This window comes from Mycolicibacterium pulveris, assembly GCF_010725725.1.
GTDB classification, from domain to species: domain Bacteria; phylum Actinomycetota; class Actinomycetes; order Mycobacteriales; family Mycobacteriaceae; genus Mycobacterium; species Mycobacterium pulveris.
Genome location: NZ_AP022599.1, coordinates 2264864 through 2289528 on the forward strand (window position 1 = coordinate 2264864; position 24665 = coordinate 2289528).

General features: G+C 67.6%; 23 protein-coding genes. 6 read left to right on the forward strand and 17 right to left on the reverse strand.

The window, feature by feature from the left end; translation table 11 throughout:
- Nucleotides 1-6: 6 nt before the first annotated feature.
- The 5 genes from G6N28_RS10885 to G6N28_RS10905 all read right to left on the reverse strand — a co-directional run bounded on the left by G6N28_RS10885 (nucleotide 7) and on the right by G6N28_RS10905 (nucleotide 5059).
- Entirely contained in the window at nucleotides 7-981 is a 975-nt protein-coding gene (locus G6N28_RS10885; RefSeq protein ID WP_163900152.1) for an NADPH:quinone oxidoreductase family protein, read from the reverse strand.
- Nucleotides 982-991: 10 nt separating this feature from the next.
- Nucleotides 992-1855, reverse strand: a complete 864-nt coding sequence (locus G6N28_RS10890) for an SDR family oxidoreductase (RefSeq protein ID WP_163900154.1) — start codon at nucleotides 1853-1855, stop codon at nucleotides 992-994.
- A 71-nt stretch (nucleotides 1856-1926) separates the two neighbouring features.
- Nucleotides 1927-3327, reverse strand: a complete 1401-nt coding sequence (locus G6N28_RS10895; RefSeq protein WP_163900156.1) for an aldehyde dehydrogenase family protein — start codon at nucleotides 3325-3327, stop codon at nucleotides 1927-1929.
- A 103-nt stretch (nucleotides 3328-3430) separates the two neighbouring features.
- Nucleotides 3431-4369 (reverse strand): class I SAM-dependent methyltransferase, encoded by a 939-nt coding sequence (locus tag G6N28_RS10900; RefSeq protein ID WP_163900158.1) that lies wholly within the window; start codon nucleotides 4367-4369, stop codon nucleotides 3431-3433.
- Nucleotides 4370-4423: 54 nt separating this feature from the next.
- Complete coding sequence (locus tag G6N28_RS10905) at nucleotides 4424-5059, reverse strand: TetR/AcrR family transcriptional regulator (RefSeq protein WP_163900160.1); 636 nt, start codon at nucleotides 5057-5059, stop codon at nucleotides 4424-4426.
- Between the two features lie 145 nt (nucleotides 5060-5204).
- Here G6N28_RS10905 and G6N28_RS10910 point away from each other — a divergent pair, with 145 nt between their 5' ends.
- Entirely contained in the window at nucleotides 5205-5771 is a 567-nt protein-coding gene (locus G6N28_RS10910; RefSeq protein WP_163900163.1) for a TetR/AcrR family transcriptional regulator, read from the forward strand.
- A gap of 39 nt (nucleotides 5772-5810) precedes the next feature.
- Nucleotides 5811-7970 carry an FUSC family protein gene (locus G6N28_RS10915; protein WP_163900165.1) on the forward strand — a complete coding sequence of 720 codons (2160 nt, stop codon included), beginning with the start codon at nucleotides 5811-5813 and terminating at the stop codon, nucleotides 7968-7970.
- Nucleotides 7971-7981: 11 nt separating this feature from the next.
- Here G6N28_RS10915 and G6N28_RS10920 read toward each other — a convergent pair whose 3' ends face one another.
- Nucleotides 7982-8950 (reverse strand): pirin family protein, encoded by a 969-nt coding sequence (locus G6N28_RS10920; RefSeq protein ID WP_163900167.1) that lies wholly within the window; start codon nucleotides 8948-8950, stop codon nucleotides 7982-7984.
- Between the two features lie 88 nt (nucleotides 8951-9038).
- On the opposite strand from G6N28_RS10920, the gene G6N28_RS10925 reads away from it, so the two are divergent.
- Complete coding sequence (locus G6N28_RS10925; RefSeq protein ID WP_163900169.1) at nucleotides 9039-9341, forward strand: hypothetical protein; 303 nt, start codon at nucleotides 9039-9041, stop codon at nucleotides 9339-9341.
- A complete protein-coding gene (locus G6N28_RS10930; RefSeq protein WP_308207198.1) occupies nucleotides 9338-10726 on the forward strand; it encodes an HNH endonuclease signature motif containing protein in 1389 nt (462 codons plus the stop codon). Before G6N28_RS10925 ends, G6N28_RS10930 begins: the two co-directional genes overlap by 4 nt.
- 20 nt (nucleotides 10727-10746) lie before the next feature.
- Here G6N28_RS10930 and G6N28_RS10935 read toward each other — a convergent pair whose 3' ends face one another.
- Together G6N28_RS10935 and G6N28_RS10940 are read right to left on the reverse strand one after the other, a co-directional pair.
- Nucleotides 10747-11055 carry a hypothetical protein gene (locus G6N28_RS10935; protein WP_163900172.1) on the reverse strand — a complete coding sequence of 103 codons (309 nt, stop codon included), beginning with the start codon at nucleotides 11053-11055 and terminating at the stop codon, nucleotides 10747-10749.
- A 7-nt stretch (nucleotides 11056-11062) separates the two neighbouring features.
- A complete protein-coding gene (locus G6N28_RS10940) occupies nucleotides 11063-11581 on the reverse strand; it encodes a hypothetical protein (RefSeq protein WP_179962188.1) in 519 nt (172 codons plus the stop codon).
- A 209-nt stretch (nucleotides 11582-11790) separates the two neighbouring features.
- On the opposite strand from G6N28_RS10940, the gene G6N28_RS10945 reads away from it, so the two are divergent.
- A complete protein-coding gene (locus tag G6N28_RS10945) occupies nucleotides 11791-12102 on the forward strand; it encodes a hypothetical protein (protein WP_163900174.1) in 312 nt (103 codons plus the stop codon).
- Between the two features lie 114 nt (nucleotides 12103-12216).
- Complete coding sequence (locus G6N28_RS10950; RefSeq protein WP_163900176.1) at nucleotides 12217-13599, forward strand: acyl-CoA dehydrogenase family protein; 1383 nt, start codon at nucleotides 12217-12219, stop codon at nucleotides 13597-13599.
- A gap of 105 nt (nucleotides 13600-13704) precedes the next feature.
- Here G6N28_RS10950 and eccD read toward each other — a convergent pair whose 3' ends face one another.
- The 9 genes from eccD to eccB all read right to left on the reverse strand — a co-directional run bounded on the left by eccD (nucleotide 13705) and on the right by eccB (nucleotide 24665).
- The gene (gene eccD / locus G6N28_RS10955; RefSeq protein WP_163900178.1) at nucleotides 13705-15234 is read right to left on the reverse strand and encodes a type VII secretion integral membrane protein EccD; all 1530 of its coding nucleotides are present in this window, start codon (nucleotides 15232-15234) and stop codon (nucleotides 13705-13707) included.
- On the reverse strand, nucleotides 15231-16607 hold the full coding sequence (locus G6N28_RS10960; protein WP_163900180.1) for a MinD/ParA family ATP-binding protein: 1377 nt from the start codon (nucleotides 16605-16607) through the stop codon (nucleotides 15231-15233). Before G6N28_RS10960 ends, eccD begins: the two co-directional genes overlap by 4 nt.
- Before the next feature lie 90 nt (nucleotides 16608-16697).
- Nucleotides 16698-16985 (reverse strand): WXG100 family type VII secretion target, encoded by a 288-nt coding sequence (locus tag G6N28_RS10965; RefSeq protein WP_046753025.1) that lies wholly within the window; start codon nucleotides 16983-16985, stop codon nucleotides 16698-16700.
- A 42-nt stretch (nucleotides 16986-17027) separates the two neighbouring features.
- Nucleotides 17028-17330, reverse strand: a complete 303-nt coding sequence (locus G6N28_RS10970; protein ID WP_046753024.1) for a WXG100 family type VII secretion target — start codon at nucleotides 17328-17330, stop codon at nucleotides 17028-17030.
- Between the two features lie 87 nt (nucleotides 17331-17417).
- Complete coding sequence (locus G6N28_RS10975) at nucleotides 17418-18707, reverse strand: PPE family protein (protein ID WP_163900183.1); 1290 nt, start codon at nucleotides 18705-18707, stop codon at nucleotides 17418-17420.
- A gap of 34 nt (nucleotides 18708-18741) precedes the next feature.
- Nucleotides 18742-19035, reverse strand: coding sequence for a PE family protein (locus G6N28_RS10980; RefSeq protein ID WP_163900185.1), 294 nt, complete (start codon nucleotides 19033-19035; stop codon nucleotides 18742-18744).
- Between the two features lie 166 nt (nucleotides 19036-19201).
- Nucleotides 19202-20962 carry a type VII secretion protein EccCb gene (eccCb, locus tag G6N28_RS10985; protein WP_163900187.1) on the reverse strand — a complete coding sequence of 587 codons (1761 nt, stop codon included), beginning with the start codon at nucleotides 20960-20962 and terminating at the stop codon, nucleotides 19202-19204.
- On the reverse strand, nucleotides 20962-23190 hold the full coding sequence (eccCa, locus tag G6N28_RS10990) for a type VII secretion protein EccCa (protein WP_163900189.1): 2229 nt from the start codon (nucleotides 23188-23190) through the stop codon (nucleotides 20962-20964). Before eccCa ends, eccCb begins: the two co-directional genes overlap by 1 nt.
- Nucleotides 23187-24665: a type VII secretion protein EccB gene (gene eccB / locus G6N28_RS10995; RefSeq protein WP_163900191.1), complete on the reverse strand. Its 1479-nt coding sequence runs from the start codon at nucleotides 24663-24665 to the stop codon at nucleotides 23187-23189. The genes eccCa and eccB overlap by 4 nt, the downstream gene beginning before the upstream one ends.

The window sequence follows — 24665 nt, forward strand, 5'->3', positions numbered from 1 at the left end:
TCGGGCTCACCGAGAGGGCTCCAGCACGACCTTGCCCAGCACCCCGCCGTCGGCGAGGGCCTGCAGCGCGGCGGCACCCTCGGAAAGGCCGTAGCGCACCGGCGGCGGCGGACGCAGCCCCGCCTTGACCAGCTCGCCGACACCGAACGCGAAGACCGACTGCGACCCCGGTTTGCGGTTGACGTATTCGCCGTAGCCGACGCCGATCACCGCGACATTGCGCAGCAGCAGCCGGTTCACCTTGACGGTGGGAATGCCGCCGCCGGAGGCGAAGCCGATCACCAGCAGCCTGCCCTCGATGGCCAGCGCCCGCACCGCGTCGTCGAACGCCTCCCCGCCGATCGGGTCGACCACCAGATCGACACCCTCGCCGCCTGTCGCGTCCTTGACCGCCTGCAGCCACCCGTCGGCCAGCGGCAGAACCACGTCGGCGCCAAGCGATTTCACGAACTCCATGGCGTGCGGACGGTGCACCAGCGCGATCACCTTGGCGCCCAGCGCCTTTGCGATCTGGATGGCGGCGACGCCGATGCCGCCCGCCGAGCCCAGCACCAGCACCGTCTCGCCCGGGCGCAGCGCCCCGCGCTTGGCCAGCGCGAAGTACATCGTCTGGTAATTGCCCATCAGCGCGACGGATTCGGCGTCGTCGAGGTCGTCGTGTGTGGGCGTGACGTGGGCGATCGGCACGGCCACCTGCTCGGCCCACCCGCCGAGCATCGCCATCGCCGTGACCCGTTGGCCCGGCGTGAACTCGGACTCGTACGGCGCCGACCGCACCACCCCGGCGACCTCCATGCCGGGAACGAACGGCGGCTCCAGCCTCAGCTGGTATTCACCGCGCAGCAACAGCAGGTCGGGAAAGCTGACCCCGGCGGCCCGGACATCGATGATCACCGTGTCGTCGCCCGCAACGGGGTCGTCGACATCGGCGAAGTCCAGACCCGCCGGACCGGAAAGCTCCCGCGCGACAAGCGCTTTCATGCGGTGACGCTCAGCCGAGGCTGAACGTCGCGCGTTGCGCGGCCGACAGGTCGGTGATCTCGCCCCACTTGGCGGCGATGTCGTCGACCGACGGCACCTCGGTGAACGTCACGCCCTCGTTCTGGAACAGCGCGGCGCGCTGCACCTTGCCACCGCCGACGATGAACACCGAAGCGGTGTCGGGGACTTCCTCCGTCATCAGGTAGGACACCACCGGCGCCACGTACTCCGGCGTCAGCTTCTCGAAGACCTCCGGCGGAAGGATGTCCTGCGTCATCCGGGTGGCCGCGATGGGCGCGACGGCGTTGGTCTTGATGTTGTACTTCGCACCTTCCTGCGCCAGCGTGTTGATCAGCCCGACCAGACCCAGCTTCGCGGCGCCGTAGTTGGCCTGCCCGAAGTTGCCGAACAGCCCGCTGGTCGAGGTGGCGACCACGACGCGGCCGAAGCTGTTCTCCCGGAAGTGCGGCCACGCCGCACGGATCACGTTGTACCCGCCGTACAGGTGCACCTTGAGCACCGCGTCCCAGTTCTCGAAGGACATCTTGTGGAAGGTGCCGTCGCGCAGGATGCCCGCGTTGGAGACGACGCCGTCGATCTTGCCGAACTCGTCGAGCGCGGTCTTGATGATGTTCTCGGCGCCCTCGGACTCGGCCACTGAATCGTAGTTGGCCACCGCGCGGCCGCCGGCTTCCTTGATCTCGGCGACCACCTGGTCGGCCATCGCCGACCCGGCGCCGGTGCCGTCGCGGGCGCCGCCGAGGTCGTTGACGACGACGCTGGCGCCCTCCTTGGCGAGCGTCAAGGCGTATTCGCGGCCGAGACCGCCCCCGGCCCCGGTGACGACGATGACGCGGTCCTGCACTCCTGGCATGTGTTTCCCTTCTCAGATTCAGATTTCGGCGTAGTTGGTCAACCTGAGCGTGACCAACTACGCCGAAATCGCTAGAACAGACGTTTGGCGAGCTTAAGCGCCTTCTCTGTATACGGGGGATAGATGAAGGCTCCGACATCGGGTCGGGTCGGCTTGGTCATCACGGTCTTCTTGTGGCTGAACTGCTCGAAACCGTACTTGCCGTGATAAGCGCCCATGCCCGACGGTCCGACCCCGCCGAACGGCAGTTTGTTGGTGGCGAAGTGGAACAGCAGGTGGTTGATCACCATGCCGCCCGCCGACACCTCCTTGATGACCCGCTCGCGGATGCTCTTGGTCTTGGTGAACAGGTAGGCCGCCAGTGGCTTCGGCCGGGAGTTGACGAAACCGATTGCGTCGTCGAGGGATTCGACGGTGACGATCGGCAGGATCGGTCCGAAGATCTCGTCGGTCATCAGCGGTTCGGCCGGGTCGGGGTCGACGACGACGGTGGGCTGGATGCTGACCTTCGCCGGGTCTGATCCGCCGCCGACGACGACGTCGCCCTTGGTCGCGGCCAGCGCGGAGGTGAGCCTGTTGAAGTGGCGCTCGTTGACGATGCGCTTGCCGTCGGGATTGTCGGACTCGAACTTCGTCACCGCGTCCTTGATCTTGTCGACGAGCTGGTCCCGGATCCTCGCGTCGGCCAGCACGTAGTCGGGCGCGATGCAGATCTGTCCGGAGTTGATCAGCTTGGTCCACGCGATCCGCTTGGCCGCCACGTCGATGTCGGCGTCGGCGGACACGATCACCGGGCTCTTGCCGCCCAGCTCCAGCGTGACGGGCGTCAGGTGCGGTGCGGCACCTTCGTAGACCTTGCGGCCGATCTCGGTGCCGCCGGTGAAGCAGATGTGGTCGAAGCCCTGCGCGATGAGCTCCTGGCTGACCGCGCCGTCGCCCTCGACCACCACGATCGCGTCGTTGTCGAGGTACTTGGGCACCAACTCGGCCATCAGCGCCGACGACGCCGGGCACACCTCGGACGGTTTGAGCACGACGGTGTTGCCCGCCGCGATCGCCCCGATGGCCGGCCCGAGCGTCAACACGAACGGGAAGTTCCAGGCGCCGATGATCAGCACCGTGCCGTAGGGCTCGTATTCGACCCAGCCGCGTCCGGGCAGCTGCGAGAGCTCCAGCAGCCGGTAGCGGCGGCGGGCCCACTTACGGACGTTCTTGGCGGCGTCCTTGGCCTCCCCCGCGGTGCTGGCGATGTCGGCCAGCCATGCCTCGAATCGGTTGCGGCCGAGGTCTTGGTGCAGCGCCTCGGCGATGGCGTCCTCGTTCTCGGTGACCAGCCGCTCCATGGCTTGGAGCTGCTGCTTGCGCCAGTCCAGGTCCTTGGTGCGGCCGGTGTTGAACGTCTCGCGGAGCCGACGGACGACGGCCGGGATGTCGGTGGTGGATTGCGCGGGCGCGGCGAATTCAGTGGTCATGGTGGGTGTCCTTCCTGACCTTAGGAATAACCCGATCCTAACCAACCGGTTGGGGCCCCCGTCAGGGGCAAGTTCGTGCCCCTCATGTCGCCCGTTCGGGCGGTCAGCCGATCCGTTCGGCGGTGACGAAGGAGGAGAACGCGTCGTCGCCGTACTCGTCGGCGGGCAGCACCCACCGGCCCAGGCGGCTCATCTCCTCCTGGGCGCTGACGGCCGCGGCCCGCCAGCCGTGCGCGTCGAGCCACTGGTGGACGTCGGCGCGGTCGGGGTCGTTGTACATCAGCTCGGCGACGTCGAGCGTCTGCTCCATGCCGAACTGCGCCGCGATCCGTTCGAACCGCGCCCGCATCTCCGCGCGACGCTCGTCGGCCTGCGTGCCGACGGTCTCGACCGCGACCCGGCTTCCGGGCGCGCTGAGCGCGGTGATCTGTTCGAACAGCCGGTCCTGCGCGTCGGCGGGCAAATACATCAGCAGTCCCTCGGCCAGCCAGGCGGTCGGCGCGTCGGGGTCGAAGCCGGCCTCCCGCAGCGCCTGCGGCCAGTCCGCGCGCAGGTCGACGGCCACGGCGTGGCGCCGCGCCGACGGCAGCGTGCCGTGCTCGGCGAGCCGGGCGGCCTTGTACTCGAGCACCTTGGGTTGATCGATCTCGAACACGACGGTGCCGTTCGGCCAGGACAGCCGGTAGGCCCGCGAGTCCAGACCGGAGGCCAGGATGACGACCTGCCGGATGCCCGCGGCGGTGGCATCGGTGAAGAACTCGTCGAAGAAGTGGGTGCGCACCGCCTGGTAGTTGCCCATGTGCTCGAAGATGGCGGCGACCTCGGGGTCGACCTCGGCGACCTTGGCGTCGAACTCGTCGTCGAGGATCAGTTCCCAGACGCCGGTCCCCGCGCCCTGCACGAGCACCTTGGCGAACGGGTCGCGGATCAGCGGTTCGTCGCGCGCGGTCTCGGCGGCGCGGGCAGCGGCCACCATCACCGCGGTCGAGCCGACGCTGGTCGCGATGTCCCAGGTGTCATCGTCTGTGCGCAGAGAACTCATCGGGCGCCATGGTAATCGAAGAACTTAGTCAGGCTATGCGAGCTGTGCGCGACGTCACTGGTTCAGCTGCCACAGCTTGTTGGCCATCAGCAGCTCGAACTTGTGCATCACCGCGGTCAGCTCCTCGTGCGTGCCGACGAACCCGGCGTAGAAACCCATGCCCCACATCACCGCGACCAGCATCTCGACCAGGTGCTTGACGTCGGTGTCGGTGCTGAGCTCACCGCGCTTGATCGCGTCGTTGATGGCCCACGAGATGAACTCGCGTGAGTTCTTCAGCGCGTCGTGCTCGTCGCCGCCCAGCTCGGGGTGCCGCTGGGACTCCAGCACCGACGTGACCAGGAAGGCCGCCGCGGAGCGGTCCTCGGAGTCGGCCTGCATCGCCGCGGTGAAATAGGCGCTGAGCCGGTTGAGCAGGTTCGTCTCGTTCTCGGCCTTGGCCCTGCCCTCGCGGGCGATCATCGCGTTGGTCTGCTCGACGACTTCCCGCCACAGCACCTGCTTGCTGGCGAAATAGTGGTTGATGGCCGGCCGGGTGAGGTCGGCGCGAATCGCGATCGCCTGAAAAGTCGCGGCGTCGTACCCGAGTTCGCTGAAGACCTCGCGAGCCGCCTTTATGATGCGTTCCCGCGTCTCGGCGGCCTTCGCTGCGGGGGGACGGCCTGGGCCTCTACTCGCGGTATGCGGCACGGTCAAATTGTGCCACACCTCACGTGCGATAACCGCAACAGCCTGGTTGGGGCCGGCCTGACGGGCACGACCAGCAAATACTCCATCCCGACGCGGACGAATTCGCATAGAGAGAATCGGGGTGGACGAACTAGTGTCGCCTCCCATGGCGAGTGTCGTATCGCGCGCGGCCTACTTCGACACCGGCCTCGACGTCCTGTCCGACCTCGGTTACGGCGGGTTGAAGCTGGCCGAAGTGTGCAACCGTCTCGGCGTCACCACCGGATCCTTCTACCACTACTTTCCGAACTGGGCCGAATACACCAAGGAGCTCGTCGCGCACTGGATGCAGGACCGCACTGTGCTCCTCATCGACGCCGTGCGCGCCGAGCCCGATCCGCGTCGCCGCATCGACATGCTGGTGCAGATCGGCTTGGGCCTGCCCCACGGTGCGGAGGCGGCGATCCGGGTGTGGAGCGCGGTCGATCCCGATGTGCACGCGGTTCAGCGCACGGTGGACCAGCAACGCTACGAGATCATGTACGAGTCGGCGTTGCAGATCGTGCAAGACGAGCGCCAGGCGCACGTGTTCGCGGCGTGGGCGGTCTATTTGCTGGTCGGCTACGAACAGGCCACCTTGCCGCGCGATGCCGCCACGCTGGAGTGGATCGCGGCGCAGATGATCGCCTTCCTCGATTCCGGGCGCTTCGCGTCGGTTTCCGACGGTGAATAGCGCACGCGGCACCAGGACGCACCCGGCTGACCGCCTGTCATGAGGCGGTTGCGGCGTCGCGTGTTCGACCGGAGCCGGCAGCGCGACCCCGAGCACGACGCGCTGCGCCGTGCGACGCGGGCGGCGGTGGTGCTGCCGATTGCCGCGGCCATCAGCTTTCTGGTGGCCAGCGACTCGCAGACGCCGTTGTTCACCATCTTCGGTTCGGTGGCGCTGCTGATCGTGTTGGACTTCCCCGGCAACCGGCCGGCCCGCGCGCTGGCGTACGGCGGGCTCGGCGTCAACGGCGTCGTGCTCATCACGCTCGGCACGCTGGTCGCGCCGCATCCGTGGCTGGCGGTCGCGGTGATGTTCGTGCTCGGCGTGGTGGTGACGTTCTCCGGGGTGCTCAGCGAGATCATCGCGGCGGGCCAGCGCGCGACGCTGCTGACTTTCGTGCTGCCGGTGTGCACCCCGGTGGGACCCATCCCCGAACGGCTGCTCGGCTGGCTCATCGCGCTGGCGGTGTGCGTGCCCGCGGCGCTGTTCCTGCTTCCCCCGCGCCATCACGACGAGCTGCGCGCCGACGCGGCGGCGGTGTGCACCAAGCTCGCCGACGCGCTGGAGGGCGCCGCGACGGTCAAAGAGGTGACGCGGGCGATGAACGCGTTGTGGGAGACGTTCCTGTACGCCGACTTCCGGCCCGTCGCGCTGAGCGCGGGTAGCCGCGCGCTGGTGCGCGTCGTCGACGACCTCGGCTACCTGTCGGACCGCCTCACTGAGGACACCGGTCGCCAGCTCGGCGAGATGAGGCAGCCGTTGGTGCGGGTCCTGCGCAACTGCGCCGACGTGCTGCAGATTTCCGATCCCGCGGCCCGAGGCGTCCGCGGCGCCGACCTGAACCTCGCGCTGAGCGAGTTGCGCGCCGTCGCGCAGGGCAACTACCGCGAGGACATCGTCGCGATTCTCGAGTCGCCGGACGACGAGACGGCGACGAAGGTCGGCCGGAACCTGTTGGGGCGACGCACTTTTTCGGCGACGGTCGGGGTGACCGGCCGTGTCATCCGCAACGCGGCCGCCGCCGACGGCCGCCCGGTCTGGGACCGGGTGCTGGGCCGCGGCCTGCCGCCGACCGGCACGGCCGACTGGGTGATGCCCGAGACCACCGCCGTCGCACAGATCACCCGGGGGTTTCTGGCCACCAGGGCCGTGGCGTTCCGCAACGCCGTGCGCACCGGCCTCGGCCTCGCGCTTGCGGTCGCCGTCACGCACCTGCTGCCGCTCGAACACGGCTTCTGGGTGGTGCTCGGCGCGATGTCGGTGCTGCGCAGCAGCGCGCTGACCACCGGGACGCGCGTCGTGCGCGCGGTCCTCGGCACCGGAATCGGTTTCGTGTTGGGTGTGATCGTCATCGAACTCGTCGGCGTCGATCCGGTCGTGATGTGGACGCTGCTGCCGATCGTGGCGTTCGGGTCGGCGTTCGTGCCCGAGGTCGCGTCGTTCATCGCCGGGCAGGCGGCGTTCACCATGATGGTGCTGATCACGTTCAACCTGATCGCGCCGACCGGCTGGAGTGTCGGGCTGGCGCGCGTCGAGGACGTGGCGGTCGGCGCGCTGGTGGGCGTCATGGTGTCGGTGCTGCTGTGGCCGCGCGGCGCCGCGGCGCGGGTGAACACCGCGATCGACCAGGCGTTCGCCGTCAGCGCGAAGTTCCTCAAGGCGGCGGTGCAGCGCGTCACCCGCGGTGCCTCCGAAGAAGCCAGCAACCGTGTGCACACGCTGAGCCACGAGGCGCTGGTCGCGACGCGCACCGCCGACGACGCTGTGCGCCAGTTCCTTTCGGAGAACGGCGGCGTCACCGACATCCGCGCACCCACGGTGCGCGCGGCCAACCGGGCAGTCCGGCTGCGGGCCGCCGCGGAGCTGATCGCCGACGTCGTCCCACCGCCGCTGGGCGTCTACGACCAGACCAAGGCGGTGCTGGAAACCCATGCGAAGGTGGTCACTGAACGGATCACCGGCAGCAGCCAAGAGTCGCTGCCGCCGATCAGCGACGACTTCGTGATGACGCTGCGCGCCGAGGCGGCGCAGGTCGAGACGTTGCAGTTCAAGGCCGACCGCCCCGGCAACGGTGACCTGGCGGTCGCGGCGGCGCTGCCGTTGGTGACCGTCGCCGCGCATCTGGGCGGGCTGGAGTTGTTCTACCCCAGGCGTTCCTGATACGACGGCCGTCAGATCCGGTGCGGCATCAACGCATTGGGCGGGATGGTGCCGAACCTGCCGGCCTGGTAGTCCTCGAGCGCCTGGATCAGCTCCTCTTTGGTGTTCATCACGAACGGGCCGTACTGGACCACCGGTTCGCGGATCGGCTTGCCGCCGAGCAGAAGTACCTCGAGTGCGGGGCGGTGTGAGTCTTGCGTGGTGTCGGCGGCCACGCTGATGCGGTCACCGGCTCCGAGCACGGCGAGTTGGCCCTGCCGGATCGGATGCCGCGCCGGGCCGACAGTACCGCGGCCGGAGAGCACATAGGCCAACGCGTTGAACTGGCGGTGCCACGGGATGTCGAGGCGAGCACCGGGTTGGATCGTGGTGTGCGCCAACGTGATCGGTGTGTGGGTGATGCCGGGGCCCTGCTGCCCGTCGATCTCACCCGCGATGACGCGCACCAGCGCGCCGCCGTCGGCCGATGCCAGCAGCTTGACCTCGTTGCCCTCGATGGCCTGGTAGCGCGGCGGCGCGAACTTGTCACGGCGCGGCAGGTTGACCCACAGTTGGACGCCGTGGAACAGGCCACCGCTCTCGACGAGTTCGGCGGGCGGGGTCTCGATGTGCAGGATCCCGGATCCGGCCGTCATCCACTGGGTGGCGCCGTCGGTGATCAATCCGCCGCCGCCGTGTGAATCCTGGTGGGCGAATCGGCCGTCGATCATGTACGTGACGGTCTCGAACCCGCGGTGCGGATGCCAGTCGGTGCCCCTGGGCTCACCGGGCTCGTACTCGACCTCGCCCATCTGGTCCATGTGCACGAACGGGTCGAGGTCTGCGGCGCTGACGCCGGCGAACGCCCGAACGACCGGAAAGCCCTCACCCTCGTAGCCGCGTGGGCCGGTGGTGATGGAGCGGACTGGCCGTTCGGTGTCCGACGGCGACGGCGGCGTGATCCTGGGAAGGGTCAGGGTGTCAGCGGTGATGGCAGGCATACTCTGGTTAACCGGACTACGGTCCAATTATTCCGTGCCTGTGGATAACTTCGGATGCTTGTCGGCGGGCGGCGGTAGGCTTTCGCACATGCGTTCGAATACGGTGTCCGCGGTCGACGTGCTCACGTCGATCGAAAGCGCCTACAAGGAGCTGGCGGCGCTGCCTCTGGACCGGCTCTCGCGTACCGATCTCTATGCCTTGGTGGCCGGGCTGGACAGGCTGGAGCAGCAGCGCGTCACGCTGAACCGCAAGCTCATCGGCCGGCTGGTCGCCGAAGGCGGCGCCGCCCGACCCGCCGCAGCGTGCTCTGCGAAGGACTTGGCCAGGCGGCTGCGCATCTCCCCTGGAGAAGCGCAACGGCGCATCCGCGAGGCGGTCGGCCAGCCATGACGATGGGCGGCGTCATCTCCTCTGAGGCGGTCTTCGCCGCCGTCGAGGAGGTGGAGGCCGCCCACCAGAAACTGCTTCGTCTGTCGCTGGAGACCTTGACGGGTCGCGAGTTGGTGGCCGTGCAGAACCGGCTGGAACGGGTGCGCCGCTGCGACGCGGTCATCGACCACGCGCTGATCTCACGGCTGGCGCTCGAGGATCCGAAGACGCTGGGGGCGTCGTCGTTGGCCGAGGTGATGTGTACGGCGTTGCTGATCTCCAACGAGGAGGCCAGACGCCGGATCAAGTCCGCGGAGGCGCTCGGTCCGCGCACGGCGATGACCGGCGAACGGTTGGCGCCGCTGCTGCCCACCACCGCGGCCGCCCAGGCCGAAGGCGCGGTGGGCATCGAGCAGGTGGGCATCATCGAGAAGTTCTTCAAGAAGCTGCCCGTGTACGTGGACTATCAGTCCCGCGAGGAGGCCGAGGTCACCCTGGCACACATCGCGACCGGGCTGCGGCCGGAGGAACTGCGTAAAGCCGCCGAGCGGCTGGCGGTGCTGCTGGATCAGGACGGGCCGGAACCCGACGACAGGGAACGCGCCCGCAAACGCTCGGTGCACATCGGCAAGCAGTGCCGTGACGGGATGAGCAGGATCAGCGGCTGGCTGGACCCGGAGACCCGCGCGACGCTGGACGCGGTGTGGGCCAAGATGGCGGCGCCGGGCATGTGCAACCCGAACGACGAAAGCCCTTGTGTCGACGGCGAACCCACGTTCGACCAGCGGTACAGCGATCTGCGCAGCACCGGTCAGCGCAACCACGACGCCCTCAAGGCGATGGGCCGCGCGGTGCTGGCGTCCGGACAGTTGGGGCAGCACAAGGGGTTGCCGGCCTCGATCATCGTGTCGACCACGCTGAAGGAGTTGGAGTCGGCGACGGGCATGGCGGTCACCGGCGGCGGCAGCCTGCTGCCGATGAGCGACGTCATCCGGATGGCCTCACAAGCCCACCACTATCTGGTCGTCTATGAGGGCCACACCGAGCTGCCGCTGTATGTCGGGCGGGCCAAGCGCTTCGCCACCCCGGGACAGCGGATCGTGCTGCACTCGCGCGATCGTGGCTGCACCAAGCCGGGGTGCACCGCCCCCGGCTACCGGTGCGAGGTACACCACGCCGTGGCCGACTGGGTCGCCGGCGGACTGACCAATGTCGACGACCTCACCCTCGCCTGCCCGCCGCACAACCGGCTGATCGACAGACGGGACGGCTGGACCACCCGCCGGCGCGCCGACGGGCGCATCGAGTGGCTGCCGCCGCCCGACCTCGATACGGGCCAGTCGCGCGTCAACAACTACCACCACCCGGAGAAGTACCTGCTGCCCGAGGACGACGAAGGACCGTAGCCAGCGCGGGGGCCAAGGCCCTAGTCGGCCTTGCGTTTCAACGTCCACGCGGGAATCCAGTGTGTGACGGCTTTACGGCGTGCGCCGTAGGCAATCTCGTAGGTGACCAGGCCCCACCAGTAGCCCTGCTCGCACATGCCCCAGCAGGTCAGCCGGCCCTCGACGATCGAGTGCATCTGCAGTCCGGCCGGGTTGTAGCCGCCGGCGCGGTGGGGCTCGCGCGGAAAGACAACGGCCAGGTCGACGAGGACTGTGACGGGCGGGTCGACCCGACGGAAAGCCTGTTGCACCGGCTGCCCGTTGTAGCCGATCGACTGCAACTCGCCCACTGCTCGATCATACGTTCGAATACGGGAGGGCGAACGCGAACGGTCGCGGGTAGCCGAGCCCGGTGAGACGGCCGCGACGTACGTCGGTGACGGGGACCGTGCGCACCTGCCCCGACGACGGCTCGTAGCACTGCAGCCGCGACCCGTCCGCCTCGACGATCAGCACCCAGTGGCGCGGGATGAACCGTCCGATGAGCATCGCGACCGGCCACCCGTCGGCCACCGCCCGCAGCACATCGGTCAGCGGGTCACAGCGTCCGCGCAAGATCCGCCAGCGGTACCGGGCTCTGGGTGTGGTGAGCGCGCGGGCCATGCCCGACGGGGTGGTGCCCAGCCGGCGCGGCCAGATCCGGTTGATCTCGGCGTGCACCCGAGCCTGCTCGGCCGAGAACCACTCGGCGCCCGAGAGCGGCCGGGTCATCGCCGCGCGGCGCTCGGGGTCGATCAGCGCGCCCGCCACCACCGCGACGGTCGGGCCGCATGTCACCCCGTCGCGCTGGCGCAGCCGCATGCCGGCGAGCTTCATCGGCTCCAGTCTGCCGAGTTGGTCCAATCCGGCGGTCGAAACATGGGCCATCGCCTGTCCCGCAGCACAATTGCTGCCAACTAGCAATCAATTTCTGCCATCGGGATTAAACCCTTGCTCTTGAGGTTGAACAGTGCAGCTGCAACTCGAACCGCGACATCCGCCACGGCTCGGAAACGAAGGGTGAGAAGAAAAGAAGGCTGGAAATCATGAAGAAGTTCGGCACTGTCACCACCGCCGCCACCGTCGCCGCCAGCGCATTGACGGCCGCACTTATCGGATTGTCCGCCCCGGCTCAGGCCGCGCCGTCGGGTACCGGAAACGCCCAGGAGACGATCAGCCAGCTCGAGTCGGAGGGCTACAACGTGATCGTCAACCGGATCGGCAACGCCCCGCTCGAAGAGGCCAACGTGCTCGCGGTGCGGACCGGTCAGACCTACACCCAGACCAACAGCCAGGGCGTGGGCCATGACCTCAACACCCGGGTGCTCAACAAGACGGTGTACGTCGACGTGAAGTGACCATCCCCCACGACAAGCCCCCGGATGCGTCCCCCTGGCATCCGGGGGCTTTGTCATCGCGGTCATTGCGCCGACGGGTTTCGCCACGGCGCCGGGCGGCTAATCCAGCCGTCGATGGGCTTCGACATCGCCCCGACCGAGGCGCAGCACGACCTGGCGCGACGAACGCACGAGTTCGCCGCCGAGGTGGTGCGCCCGGTGGCCGCCGACTACGACGCGCGCCAGGAGTTCCCCTGGCCGGTCCTGGAGGAGGCGGCGACCCGCGGCTTCTACAGCCCGCTGTTCTACCGCGACCTGATCGGCGATCCGACCGGGCTCTCGCTGCCGATGTTCATGGAGGAGTTGTTCTGGGGCTGCGCCGGCATCGGGCTGGCGGTGGTGATGCCTGCGTTGGCGCTGTCGGCCATCGGTCAGGCCGCATCCCCCGAGCAGATGCTGCAGTGGGCGCCCGAATGTTTCGGCACCCCTGGCGATCTCAAGCTGGCCGCACTGGCGATCTCGGAGCCCGAGGGCGGCAGCGACGTGCGCAACCTGCGCACCCGCGCCCACCGCGACGGCGACGACTGGATCATCGACGGGCACAAGATGTGGATCGGCAACGGCGGCATCGCCAACGTGCATGTGGTCAACGCCGTCGTCGACGAGGAACTCGGCCACAAGGGCCAGGCGCTGTTCATCGTCCCCGGCGGCACCCCGGGCCTGCAGATGGTGCGCAAGCTCGACAAGCTCGGCTGCCGCGCGTCGCACACAGCCGAGTTGAGGTTCGACGGCGTGCGTGTCCCCGCCGAGAACCTGCTCGGCGGGCAGGAGAAGCTCGACTACAAGCTGGCCAAGGCCCGCGAAGCCGTCGAGGGTGCCAAGCACTCCGGCTCGGCGACGTTGGGCACCTTCGAGCAGACCCGCCCGATGGTCGCCGCGCAGGCGCTCGGGATCGCCAGGGCCGCTTTAGAATACGCCACCGAGTACGCCAACCGGCGCGAGGCGTTCGGCGCGCCGATCATCGACAACCAGGGCATCGCGTTTCCGCTGGCGGAGCTGGCCACCGCGATCGACGGGGCCCGACTGCTCACCTGGCGCGCCTCCTGGATGGCGGCCAGCGGGGTGGCGTTCGAGCGCGGTGAGGGGTCGATGTGCAAGATGGCCGCCAGCGAGGTCGCCGTCCGCGCCACCGAACGCGCGATCCAGACGATGGGCGGCTGGGGCTACATCAAAGACCACCCGGTCGAGAAGTGGTACCGGGATGCCAAGCTGTACACCATCTTCGAGGGCACCAGCGAGATTCAGCGGATCGTCATCTCCAACGCGCTCGGCGCTGCCGACGGCAAGCCGCCGCTGCACTTCGACCTCGAACCCACCGGCGGACGGATCAACAAGATGTTCGGCCGCGGCACACCGCTGCGCGGCCGGGCAGCCGATGCCGCGTTGGCCGCCAAGGACCGGGTGCCCGCGCCGGTCATGCGCCTGGCGATGAAGGTGCTGCGCCCGCCGCGCAAGTGACCGGCGATGTGTCATCGGCTTCGTCGTCTCGCCGACTTCTGCAGCAGGGTTGTGAATCCGCCGTGAGTAACGACCCTCCTGCAGAAATCGTTGTGGCGCGCGGAGCTAGAACCGCAGGTTGCGCAGCACGTCGTACACGCTGGCGATCCACAACAGCAGCGGTATCACCGCCGCGATCGCTGCCCCGTCCACCAGCTCGAGGATCCGCTTGGTCACCGGAGAGATCCGCCGCACCCCCGCTGTCGCGCCGATCGCGATCAGCGCGACGATCCCCGCCGCGGTGTAAAGGCCCAGCACCAGCCACGCCTTGTCGGGGTGCCAGAGAACCAGCCTGACCATCACCCCGGTCGGAATGAGCACCGCCGCGGCCAGCAACGCCCATGCGCACCAGCGCTCGGCGTACAGTCGCGACCGGAACGCGCAGATCGTGGTGACCAACCCGGCGACGATCATGCTGTGCACGAAAAAGTGTCCTTGCACCACAACGCCGATCGCGCCGGCCGACAGCACCAAAGCGCCCGCTGTCACGAACCCGATCAGCAGGCGCTTCGCCAGCTCGCTCCGTTCGTGCAGGCGCGCAGCGGAGTCTGGAACCGAGGCGATGATGGCCTGCCACGTCGGTGACTCCTCATCGGTCAGGTCGAAGGTCGCCACCGGGTCGAGCAACTCGTCGTTGGTCACCGTCTCCCCGGGCGCAGGGATCGGCGGCAGCGCGATCCGCGCCACCGCCACCGTCAGCTTCGCCGCGTTCGTCACGATGATCAACCCGAACGCGACGGCGCCGGACGCCACCCAGTACTGCCATCCGTACCCGAATGCGATCGCCGCCGCGACCGCTGCCAGTGACGTGACCGCCAGAAACGCCGCCAGTTCGGCTCTTCGGCGCGGCCCACCGCGTGACACCAACGTCACCAACAGCACGACGGCCGCAGCACCCGCCGCTTGCGGCGCACCCCACGAATCGAAGCCGCGGGGCAACGGAACCGCCAACATCGCCGCACCAGCCAACGCGGGCAACGCGGCGACCAACAAGCTCTCGGCCGCGTCCAGATTCCCGTACCGGTTGGTCGCGATCACGTTGCCCCCCAACAGCCCCAGGCCCAGCATGGTCAGCGCCGCCGCCCACCCCCAGCCGTGCCCCGTCTGGCGCCAAGTCACCAGCGCCATCACGGCCACCGCCAGCGTCACCAATGGAATCGTCAAGCCGACGAAGCGATTCAACGCGGCGCGGTCGAACTCCGGCGACTCGTCCAGCACCGCGATCGCATCGATGACATCCTCGACCAGTGGCCGGTAGCGCTCCGTGCGACTGACCGAGACCAGCGTCAGAAGTGACCCGTCGACCACTCCCGCGTCATCGAGCGATTCGTTGAACTTCAGTGGCGGAGCGCCCGGCCGGGCGAATGCCCACACGCCCTGGGCCGTGAAGTCGAACCCGGCCAGCACGTCCTTGGGAGTGTCCTCGAGAAGCTCTGCCAAGACTGCCACCGTCTCGTCGATGTACGTCTCGATCGGTGCCGTCGCGGGTAGAACGAGGTCGGTCATCCGACGGCCGGTCAGAATCGTCACACGCGTGGTCGCCGGCCGCCCCGGTGTGACGCCCGAGGTCGATGCTGCGGTGCCGGTGGCGGTCAACGCCGTTCGAGCCTGTCGAAGTCGTCCGACAACGCCGCCGCCAACTCGACGATGCGCCGCTGGAACGTCTTGCCCAGCAGTTCCAGTTGGATCTCGGTGCCCGCGGCGATGTGCCTGTCCCAGGGCAGCACCATGACGCGACCCGGTGGAACATGCCGCTCGAACTGTGCCACCAGATCGTCCACGTCGATGTTGGGCCTACCGGGGACCACATGGTTGATCACAACGCAGGACCGGCCCAGCAGATCCTGATATCCGTTCTGCCGCAACCAATCCATCGTCACCGCGGCCTGCCGGGCACCGTCGATCGATGCGCTCGCGATGATGATCAGGCCCGACACCGTCGACAACACACCACGAGCCGCGGGCTGGAAGAGCCCGGCCCCGCAGTCAGCCAGTACGAGGTTGTAGTAGCGCGACACAATGTTGGTCACGCCTTTCCAGTCCTCGTCGTTGAACTCACGGCGCGCACCGCTGTAGTCCTCCGACGACAGCACCTCCAGGTTCGCCGCGTTCATGCTCGTGTACGCGCGAATGTCGTTGTAGCGCGCCAACTCCTTGTCCGCAAGCAGGTCTGCGATGGTCGCTGCCGATTGCCGGCCGGCCCGGTCAGCCAGGTTCCCGGCGTCCGGATCCGCGTCGATCGCCAGAATCCGGTCCCCACGCACCCTGCTCAGCGCCGAACCGAGCGCCACGGTGACGGCGGTCTTGCCGACGCCGCCCTTGAGACCGAAGATGCCGATCTGGTAGGAGTCCCTGGCATTTCGGCGGATTCGGTGGTGTAGCTCCATCTCATAGAGCTCGTCGGGGGAAAGACCCAGATTGATACGGGTCAACACGTACAGCAGATGTCGCCAGCCCCGTTGCGGCGGCATCTTGACCGCCGACTTCACCCCGACGTGCGACAGCGCGTCGATGGCCCGATGGTTGCCGATGCTCGCCGCGGAAGTCGGCGTCGGCTGGCCTAACCGGCCTGCGCCGACGGGATCCGAATGCGGTTCGGCGAAATGCTGTGTCGGGGCGGGCGCCTGCGCGGGACGCGGTGGTGGCGCCGGGGCGGTCCTGGGCTGTTCGTGGCGAGCACCGGCATTGGCCTCGGCGTTCGGTGTCCGCATCATCCCGTTGGCCTGGCCCTGCGGGGCCGCCGACCGCGTGGGTGGCATCTGGGTGGTGATCTCGGTGTCGCGCACGGGCGGGCTGGGCGCGGCGTGCGTCAGGGTCGAGATGGGTAACGCGGGCGGTGTCACTTCACTGCGGCCAGGACCGCTGTTGAACGTCGCATCCGCGGAAGTTGCGTCGCGCTCGGCTGCTTGGTCAACTGTCTGCACAGCGTCGTTCTGAGCGCGGAAAAGCCGGTCATAGTCGGCCGACATGGGTACCTCTTATCGTTTCAGAACGACGGAACGCGCGTGGCGGGCGGACCTCCCCCGGGGATGAGCCTGCCCACCCCGCGCACCGTCGTGTTAGGCGAACATCCCGGTAACGCCGGCTTCGGTCTGGGCCATGGTCGCGCCGGCCTCGCTGATCGTCTGCGCCAGGTTCTGCAGCGCCGCGTTGAGCTCGGCAGATGTGCTGTCCCAACGCATCTGCACGGCCTGATAGGCCTCCGAACCCGAGCCACCCCACACCGCAGCCAGCGCGGCGAGCGAGCCCTTGCCTTCGTCAAGCAGGCCCGCGGTCTGGCCGACGGCGCCCTGGATCTCGCTTGCTCCGCCTTCGATACCGGCGAAGTTCCATACCTGTTCTGTCATGTCGTGCTCCGTTTTCTCGTGAGTGGAAGGTCAGATACCCGGTCAGATGCCCATTGCGCCCGCGACGATGCCGGCCTGGTCTTCGTCGGTGGCCGTGTACTGCATGCCGGATGTGTGGATGTTGGCCGAAATGTCGTTCAGCTCTTGGATTTGACGCGCGGCAGCCTCGTTGTAGCGCGCCAGGGCGGCTTGTGCGGCGGTGCCTGCCTGGCCCACCATCTGCGCGGCCAACGCACCTGCGGTGGATTCGACATGCGAGATAACCGCTTTCAGCTCACCGGAAATCCGCTCGAAGTTGGCTGCCTCCTTGGCGAGGACAGCGGCATCGGTATTCATCTGTGCCATGCTGGATACTCTTTCTGTTTTCTGCGTGTCCTCACCAACAGATGGCGAGTCTTTCCGACCGGACGGCCGGGAAGTACATGTGGACGACTACCAGTCGTCGTCTTCTTCTTCACCGAGGTCTTGGGGCAGCACCGACGGTGCTTTCAAACCCTGCTTGGAGCCGCCGCTGGTGCCGCGTTGGCCCATGGCGCCGATCGGCCCCATGCCACCCCCTGCGCCGACTGGTGCCACCCCAGCGACGCCCGCTCCGGCCGCTGCGCCAGGTGACACCGCAACCGGTTTGGTCTCCCCGATCAGGTTGGCCAGCAACGGGGTTCGCGCCGAGGTGCCGCCGGTCCCCGGTAGCGATGCGGCGCGAACCAAGCCCGCACCTGCGCTCGCGCCGGACCCACCCGCCAACGGATGGTTGGACAGCGGACCCGCGCCGATCAGCCCCATCTGGGCCTTGTCGCTGCTACCCGCGCTGCCGAACTGGCTGAACATCGACGTCACCTGCTGCAGCGGCTGGGTGAGCTGCTGCATGGGCTGCATGACCATCTGGCCGGCCTGCTGCGGCACCTGGGCCAGCGTCGAACCCAGTTGAGCTCCCATCTGCATGCCCGTCTGCATGCCCTGCTGCATCGCATCCCGCGGCCCGAGCTGATGGGCGTTCTGCGTCCGCTGCGCTTGACCTTCGGCGTGTACCGCAGCCTGATTGACCTGCGCCACAGCGCGACCGGTCTGCAGGCCCGCGGACTCAACCGTGGCCTGGGCACCGACGTGCGCAATCGCTGCATTGCGGACGGCGGCCGCAGGAGCCATGGCGGAGGCCTGCCCGAGCGCTGCGGAGGCCGCGCCCTCACCGACCCCGGGGATGACGATCGGCTTCATCGGCAGGATCGGCTCGAACAAGATGTTCAGCGCCGTCTCGGCCTGGTACATGTCCATGGCACCGGCCGCCTGGTTCCACATCCGGACGAAGTAGTCGAACTCGTTCACCGCGATCGGAACCGTGTTGACGCCGAAGAAGTTGGTTGCCTCCAGCACTGCGTGGGTGATGTGGTTCTGTTCGATCTCCACGAGCGGCGGCGTGGTCGCCATCGCGAGGCTGTACGAGTTGGCCTGTGCCGTCGCCTGTAACGCACGCTTTTGCGCCTGCGCCGAAACCGTTCTTAGCCAGGTGACCATCGGCATGGTTGCGGCAACGGCACGGTCGCACGCCGAACCGCTCCACACGGACGCCAACGCGGCCAGGCTCGCTGCCAATTCGTCGGCCTGGGTTTCCAGGAACACCGCCAGCGCTTCCCAGCCCGCGGCGGCCTGCAGCATCGGCGCCGGACCGGCGCCGGCCATCAGCCGCGCAGTGTTCAGCTCTGGCGGCATTCCATGCCAGAACATCGTCTAGTGCGTCCTCACCAAGTGGGGTCAGCCGTCAGAAATTCGCGGCGTTGGTGCCGTCGACCGCGGTGTAGATGCCGGCGATCTCCATGTAGGCCGCGCCGGCACGAGCCATCTCTTCCTGCGCAAATGTATTCATCGCGAGCGTCTCGACGCCCTCGGCGGCGAACGCCAGCGCCGCCTGCGCGGACACCTCGTCGGCTCCCGCCGGCACCAGCGCCGTGACCTCGGCCGAGGCCGTCGTACCGGCGGCAAGGCCGCGCGCTCCGTTGGCAACGACCTGCGCGCCGATTCCCACGGCCCCGGGATTATGCGTCATTGGTTGCATTTGCGATGTCTCCTCACCTGGATGAAATACGCAGAATATTGATTTGAGTGACCGCGATCGATGGTGGCCACAGCACCAGGGAACCCATCCCCGACCCCTTTGCCAGCACCAAGAATGAAGTTTGCTGGAACCGTATGGGAACATACTAACCGCGCCCGCGGGGTGCTCATGACACCTCTTCTTCCGGGGGATCCACATAGGCTGCCTGGATCACCTCTTTGCCGTCCGGGCTGACGAGAAACGCCTGCCCAGGAGGCCGCTTCTTGAGCCTGATCTCACTCGACGGGAACTCCTGCTTCTCACCGGAGAGAAAAATCGTGGGGGTACCGGCGCCGTAGGCGGCCCCGACGAACTTGTCCATGGTGGCGCGGTGCGCCTGGCTCATCTGACAGGTCACGATGAGGTGCAGGCCGATATCGGCGGCCGCCGGCAGCAACGGAAACAACGGCGCCATCGGCGGCACCACACCGCTGGCGGCCACGATCATGTGCCAGTCGTCGACCAGCAGCACCACGTCGGGACCGCTCCACCACGACCTTGCCCGCAGTTGGGACGTGGTCAAGTCCGGCGGAGGCAACCTCTTCTTGAGGTTGATGGCCAGCGCCTTGATCGCCTCGTCCAGCGTCGCGTTGTTGCGGTTGACCGCACCGGCGTCGAGTAGATGGCTGTCGGGCACCGCGTCGAGTAGTCCTGACCGATAGTCAGCGAGCATGAACCGCACCTGCTGTGGGCTGTTGCGCGCGCAGATCGCCTGCGCGACGGCATGCGCGATGCGCGTCTTTCCCGACTTCGGCGCCCCGAAGATCAGCAGGTGCGGCGTCATGTTCATGTTGTTGTATGCCACCGACAGATCCGCTTCCCGAATGCCCAGCGGCACCGTCCACCGGGTGCGGTAGTCGGCGTCGGGCCCTGGCGGATTCGGGTCGAGCTCATGGAGGTAGATCCGTTCCGGCAGCACCCGCACCCGCGGAGCCTGCTCGGTTGTCCGCGCCTTGATGTGCTGTACCGCGTCCGACATGGCGGCCACCAGGTTGTCGGCGCTGTGCACCCCGTCGAGACGGGGCACGCCCATCATCAGGTGGTGCTTTTCCATCGACACCGCCCGGCCGGGGCGGTCGGTCGGGATCTCACGGGTGATCCGGTCGATTTGGGTTTCGTTGACGTCGCCGAGCCGAAACTCCACCTTGGTCCCGAGGTAGTCACGGACACGGGCCTTCAGCTCGGTCCAGCGCGGGGTGGAGATCACCGTGTGCACCCCGTACGCCAGGCCCTGCCCGGCGATGTCCTGGACGATGGGCTCGAGGTCACCGAACTCCGCGACGAACGCGGGCCAGCCGTCGATGACCAGAAACACGTCACCGAACGGGTCGGCGGCGGCGGGATGGCCGGGATCGTCACGCATCTCCCGGTAGGCCGCCATGGAGCCGACACGGTATTGCTTGAACATCTTCTCCCGTTGCCGCAGTACGGCTTTCATCTCTGCGACCACCCGGTTGACCCGGTCCGGTTCTGACCGGGTGGCGACGCCGCCGACGTGCGGCAGGTCTTCCAGATACATCAGGCCGCCACCGCCGAGGTCCACGCAGTAGAACTGCACCTGCCTCGCGGTGTGAGACGCGGCCGCAGACAGGACCAGCGTCTGCAGAAAGGTCGACTTGCCGGTCTGCGGGGCACCGCCGACGGCGATGTTGCCACCCGCGGCTGACACGTCGATGCCCCAGACTTCCTGGCGGTGGCGCCGGGGCTCGTCCATGATCCCGAGGCCGAAGCGCAGCGGCCGGCGCTCGCGGTCGCGTTCGAGGAGTTCGTTCACCGGTGTCGGATGGGCCAACGGCGGCAACCACATTCGGTATGCGCGAGTCTCGCCGGTGGCCAACTGGTCGAGTACCACCTCACGCAGCACCCGCTGGTCGGGTTGGATGGTCATCAGGTGCCTGCCGAGTCGAAGATCGGCGCAGTGGAGAACCGGTGGATTCGGGGCCGGCTCGAGGTGTGAACGCGCGGCGTGGCCGGTGCGTCGTCCTGTTCCGGTGACGACGGCACATACGGCACGCCCGTGTAGACGCTGTGGAACTTCACCGGATCCTCCATGCCGACGCGCAGGAACCCGACACCGCTTTCCTTGTTCGTGATGTATTGCGCCTCCGGCGTTCCGATCACCGCCTTGGATTCGGCCGAGCTGGTGGTGCGCAGCGCGATCCGGTAGGTGAGGTTGGGCTCGAGTTTGTCGATGCGGACACCGCCGGTGTTCAGCGACTGGGTCGCCAGCAGCAGGTGCACCCGCAGTGACCGACCCACCCGGCAGATCCGATCGAAAAGGCCGATGAAGTCGGGGTGATTCTGCAACAGCTCGGCGAACTCATCGACCACGACGAAAAGTGTCGGCAGCGGGGGTAGTTCGGCACCCCGCTCACGGTGCTTTTCGTATTCGGCGACCCCGGACAGCGCGCCGGCGGCGCCTACCTGCATGCCTGCCTGACGCAGGATCGACTGGCGCCGGTCGAGTTCGCCGGTGAGTACCTCCCCCATGCGGCTGACCAGCTCGGCTTCCTCCTCCATGTTGGTCACCACCGCGGCCGTGTGGGGCAGCTTCTCCATACCGAGGAACGTCGAGCCGCCCTTGAAGTCGGTCAGCAGCAAGTTCACCTGGTCCGGATGGTGGGTGGCCGCCAACGACAGGATGAGTGTGCGCAGAAACTCCGACTTTCCTGAACCTGTTGTGCCGATGAGCATCCCGTGTGGCCCGGCACCGAACTCGGCACCCTCCTTGATGTCGAGGTGCATGATGTCGCCGGTCTTGAGCTCGTGACCGAACGGAATACGCAGCCGGTCGCGATCTGTATCGCTGTACATCCTCCACCGTCTGGGCGTCACTTCCTCCACCGTCTGCGCACCGACGATTTGATGCCACTCGGTGGCCACCTTCTTCTGCACACGCACGCTCTTGTCGATGATCGTGCCGGTGATCGACCAGCCCGCCAGCTTGCGTGCCACGCGGGTGGCCTGTTCTGGACTCAGCCTGTCGGCCGCCGAGGTCACCAACCGAAACGTCTGGTTCGGCAGCCGATCGTCGGCGCTGCCGTCCTCGGCCACTCGGATGCGATAACCCGAGCCGCGGTGGTTGCCGAGCGTGATGACTGTGACGCCGGCACGCCCGTCGACGGGGAAGCCAGCCTTACCGCCCGTGAGGTCGACGACGACGACGTAGGGGCCGCTCGGCATTGCGTCGGCGGTATGCGGCCCGCGTGCGGTCAGGTCACTGAGCCCGTCCGGGCGGGTGAACACCATTCGGGTCGGCCCCGCCGCATCGGTGTCGCTGTGATGCTGGACATGCGGTAACCACTTGAGCCACGCCCAGTTCGGGTCTTCGGGGTTGTCGATGAGCACCCGGATCTGCAGCAGGTCCGGCGGATGGAACACAGTGAGATGGCAGATCATCGCGGTCAGCAGCCGGGCAGCGCCTTCTGGGTCGCCACCGATGGCGATCGTCGGGAAGGTCCGCAGCTGCAACAGCTTTGGGCAGTCATGGATCAGCCCGTGGGTGCGCAAGAACTTGGTCACCCACATGTGGCTGACAGGTTCGAGGTGCGGCTGCGGGGCGCCCTGCGGTCCGGCGAGCTCACCGCCGACCGCGGGCTTGAGCAACCGGTCGACAGCGGGCTCGGCGCCGACACCGATCCGGGTCGCGGCGTAGAAATCCGCGTTGACGGTGCGCGACCACTGCCGGTGGGTGCCGACGATCGACAGCAGATCCTCGGGATGCGGCGCGTGGTAGTTGAAGAACGTGACCTGTGCGGCCGCCGACGAGGTCACCCTGGTGCGCAGGCCCGCCAGATAGCGCAGGTACTCCTTGCGGTCGGCGTTGATCTCGGGCACCCGCTTGCCGCCGGGTCCACCGCCGGCCATGAAGCCGACCGTGGCCATCACCATCATCAGCGGCATCATCAGCATGTACGGCGACAGCTGGCGGATGCCGGTGAAGATCATGATGGCGATCATCCCGAGCATCCCGCCGCCCATCACCCAGGGCAGCGCCTTCTGGATGCCCGACGGCGGGATGTCGACGCCGAGGTCATCCGGTGCGGTGACGCTGATTTCGCCCGGCGTCAACCGCGGGCCACGCTTGATGGTGGGGGTGAATTTCTTGGTTGTCATCCACCGCCTCCGGTGTTCGACGCCGGTTGCGCACCGCCCGGGTTGCCGCCATCGACCCGGCGTGGGTTGGGATCCGGCGGCAGCGTGTCGTGCTCGAGCAGAGCAGCCTGTTTGGTCAGCACGGGGCCGTCGACCAGCATGCTCACCACCTGCCAGGGGGCGGTGGTCGGCCCCGACAGCCCCAGCGCGTTGCCGACCTCCTCGTCGGGCAGCCCGTAACGCACGCCCTGAGGATCGATGTAGTACAGGCTTTCGCCATACCGTGGATCCGGTGACTGCAGCCGGATGTACTTGCCGCCGTCGAGATAAACGGTTGCGTCCCCGCCGATCTGGTCGATGCCACTGTTCATCGCCGACGACGGGATCGGCAGATGGCGTCCGGCGATCACCGTCGTCTTCGGGGCTTGGTCGCCGGGCTCGCGCCGCCACGCCCAGCACAGTGTCGGAGAATCCTCGCGCGACAGAATATCCAGTGGCTTGTCCGCCAGTGGTGAGGCGAAGACGTGTTCGGGAATCTTAGCGACAGCGCTGGCCTCCACCGACGGCGGTGCCACCAACCCGTAGGAGTTGGTGGCCCGCAACGCCGCCGCCGTCGTGTCGTTCACCCTCGCCACGCCGTCGGGAAGCACCACGAAGTACTGCTCACCGTCTTCGGTCAACGCCATGAAGACAGCGCCGATCACCAGATTCGGGGGCAGCCCAACGGTGTTGGGTTCACCGGCGCGCGGTATCTGGGGCAGTCGCCACGGTCCCGCGTTCGGCAGCGCGTTGAACAGACCCTCCGAGATCGGTGTCGCCCTGGCGGTCACAGGTAGGCCCACGGCCGATGTGACGGCGCGATCAGCGAGGTCGATGTCGTGGCGGCCGTCCTCGGTGACCAGCCAGTTGTCGTTCTCATAGGACACCAGCACACCCTGATCGGCGCGTATCGGCCCGACCGAGGAATCGGTGAGCAGCGGCCGGATGATCACCGAGGTCGCCACATTCGGGGTCACGCTCTCCGGCTTGATGACGGTGTCGCATAACGTCCATGTGGAATCGACGCCACCGATCGGGGTGGCATACGGCGCGCCCGGGATTCCGATCGGCTGGCCCTTGGCAATCCGGTTCAACTCGTCGGATTTCACCGCGACGGGCGATCCCGCGTTGCCCAGCACCAGGCGTGCCGACGTCAGGTTGTAGACCGGCCGAAGCTGCCCGGTTCCCGGGATCACCACATACAGCTGGTTGGTGGTGCGATCGACGAGAAGCGTGTCGCTGCCGCGCTTTCCGAGGGGCTTGAAGTAGGCCAGCAAGCCGGCACCGAGACAGACCAGTACCGCGATGATGACGCCGGTGGAAACCGCGCGGCTGTAAAACTGCAGCGGATCGTCGAACATGCGGGTGTCGCGACGCACGATCGCATGCTCGACACGGCGCAGCAGAAACCGCCATCCGCTGACCTGAACCTTGGTGGTGAGCCGGAAACCCGCCAT

What these genes read in the sequence shown, in the direction of transcription:
- G6N28_RS10885 (WP_163900152.1), bottom strand. Translation starts at nt 981, where the DNA reads ATGAAAGCGCTTGTCGCGCGGGAGCTTTCCGGTCCGGCGGGTCTGGAC.
- G6N28_RS10890 (WP_163900154.1), bottom strand. Translation starts at nt 1,855, where the DNA reads ATGCCAGGAGTGCAGGACCGCGTCATCGTCGTCACCGGGGCCGGGGGC.
- G6N28_RS10895 (WP_163900156.1), bottom strand. Translation starts at nt 3,327, where the DNA reads ATGACCACTGAATTCGCCGCGCCCGCGCAATCCACCACCGACATCCCG.
- G6N28_RS10900 (WP_163900158.1), bottom strand. Translation starts at nt 4,369, where the DNA reads ATGAGTTCTCTGCGCACAGACGATGACACCTGGGACATCGCGACCAGC.
- G6N28_RS10910 (WP_163900163.1), top strand. Translation starts at nt 5,205, where the DNA reads ATGGCGAGTGTCGTATCGCGCGCGGCCTACTTCGACACCGGCCTCGAC.
- G6N28_RS10915 (WP_163900165.1), top strand. Translation starts at nt 5,811, where the DNA reads ATGAGGCGGTTGCGGCGTCGCGTGTTCGACCGGAGCCGGCAGCGCGAC.
- G6N28_RS10920 (WP_163900167.1), bottom strand. Translation starts at nt 8,950, where the DNA reads ATGCCTGCCATCACCGCTGACACCCTGACCCTTCCCAGGATCACGCCG.
- G6N28_RS10925 (WP_163900169.1), top strand. Translation starts at nt 9,039, where the DNA reads ATGCGTTCGAATACGGTGTCCGCGGTCGACGTGCTCACGTCGATCGAA.
- G6N28_RS10930 (WP_308207198.1), top strand. Translation starts at nt 9,338, where the DNA reads ATGACGATGGGCGGCGTCATCTCCTCTGAGGCGGTCTTCGCCGCCGTC.
- G6N28_RS10940 (WP_179962188.1), bottom strand. Translation starts at nt 11,581, where the DNA reads ATGAAGCTCGCCGGCATGCGGCTGCGCCAGCGCGACGGGGTGACATGC.
- G6N28_RS10945 (WP_163900174.1), top strand. Translation starts at nt 11,791, where the DNA reads ATGAAGAAGTTCGGCACTGTCACCACCGCCGCCACCGTCGCCGCCAGC.
- G6N28_RS10950 (WP_163900176.1), top strand. Translation starts at nt 12,217, where the DNA reads ATGGGCTTCGACATCGCCCCGACCGAGGCGCAGCACGACCTGGCGCGA.
- G6N28_RS10960 (WP_163900180.1), bottom strand. Translation starts at nt 16,607, where the DNA reads ATGTCGGCCGACTATGACCGGCTTTTCCGCGCTCAGAACGACGCTGTG.
- G6N28_RS10965 (WP_046753025.1), bottom strand. Translation starts at nt 16,985, where the DNA reads ATGACAGAACAGGTATGGAACTTCGCCGGTATCGAAGGCGGAGCAAGC.
- G6N28_RS10970 (WP_046753024.1), bottom strand. Translation starts at nt 17,330, where the DNA reads ATGGCACAGATGAATACCGATGCCGCTGTCCTCGCCAAGGAGGCAGCC.
- G6N28_RS10975 (WP_163900183.1), bottom strand. Translation starts at nt 18,707, where the DNA reads ATGTTCTGGCATGGAATGCCGCCAGAGCTGAACACTGCGCGGCTGATG.
- G6N28_RS10980 (WP_163900185.1), bottom strand. Translation starts at nt 19,035, where the DNA reads ATGCAACCAATGACGCATAATCCCGGGGCCGTGGGAATCGGCGCGCAG.
- eccCb (WP_163900187.1), bottom strand. Translation starts at nt 20,962, where the DNA reads ATGACCATCCAACCCGACCAGCGGGTGCTGCGTGAGGTGGTACTCGAC.
- eccCa (WP_163900189.1), bottom strand. Translation starts at nt 23,190, where the DNA reads ATGACAACCAAGAAATTCACCCCCACCATCAAGCGTGGCCCGCGGTTG.
- eccB (WP_163900191.1), bottom strand. Translation starts at nt 24,665, where the DNA reads ATGGCGGGTTTCCGGCTCACCACCAAGGTTCAGGTCAGCGGATGGCGG.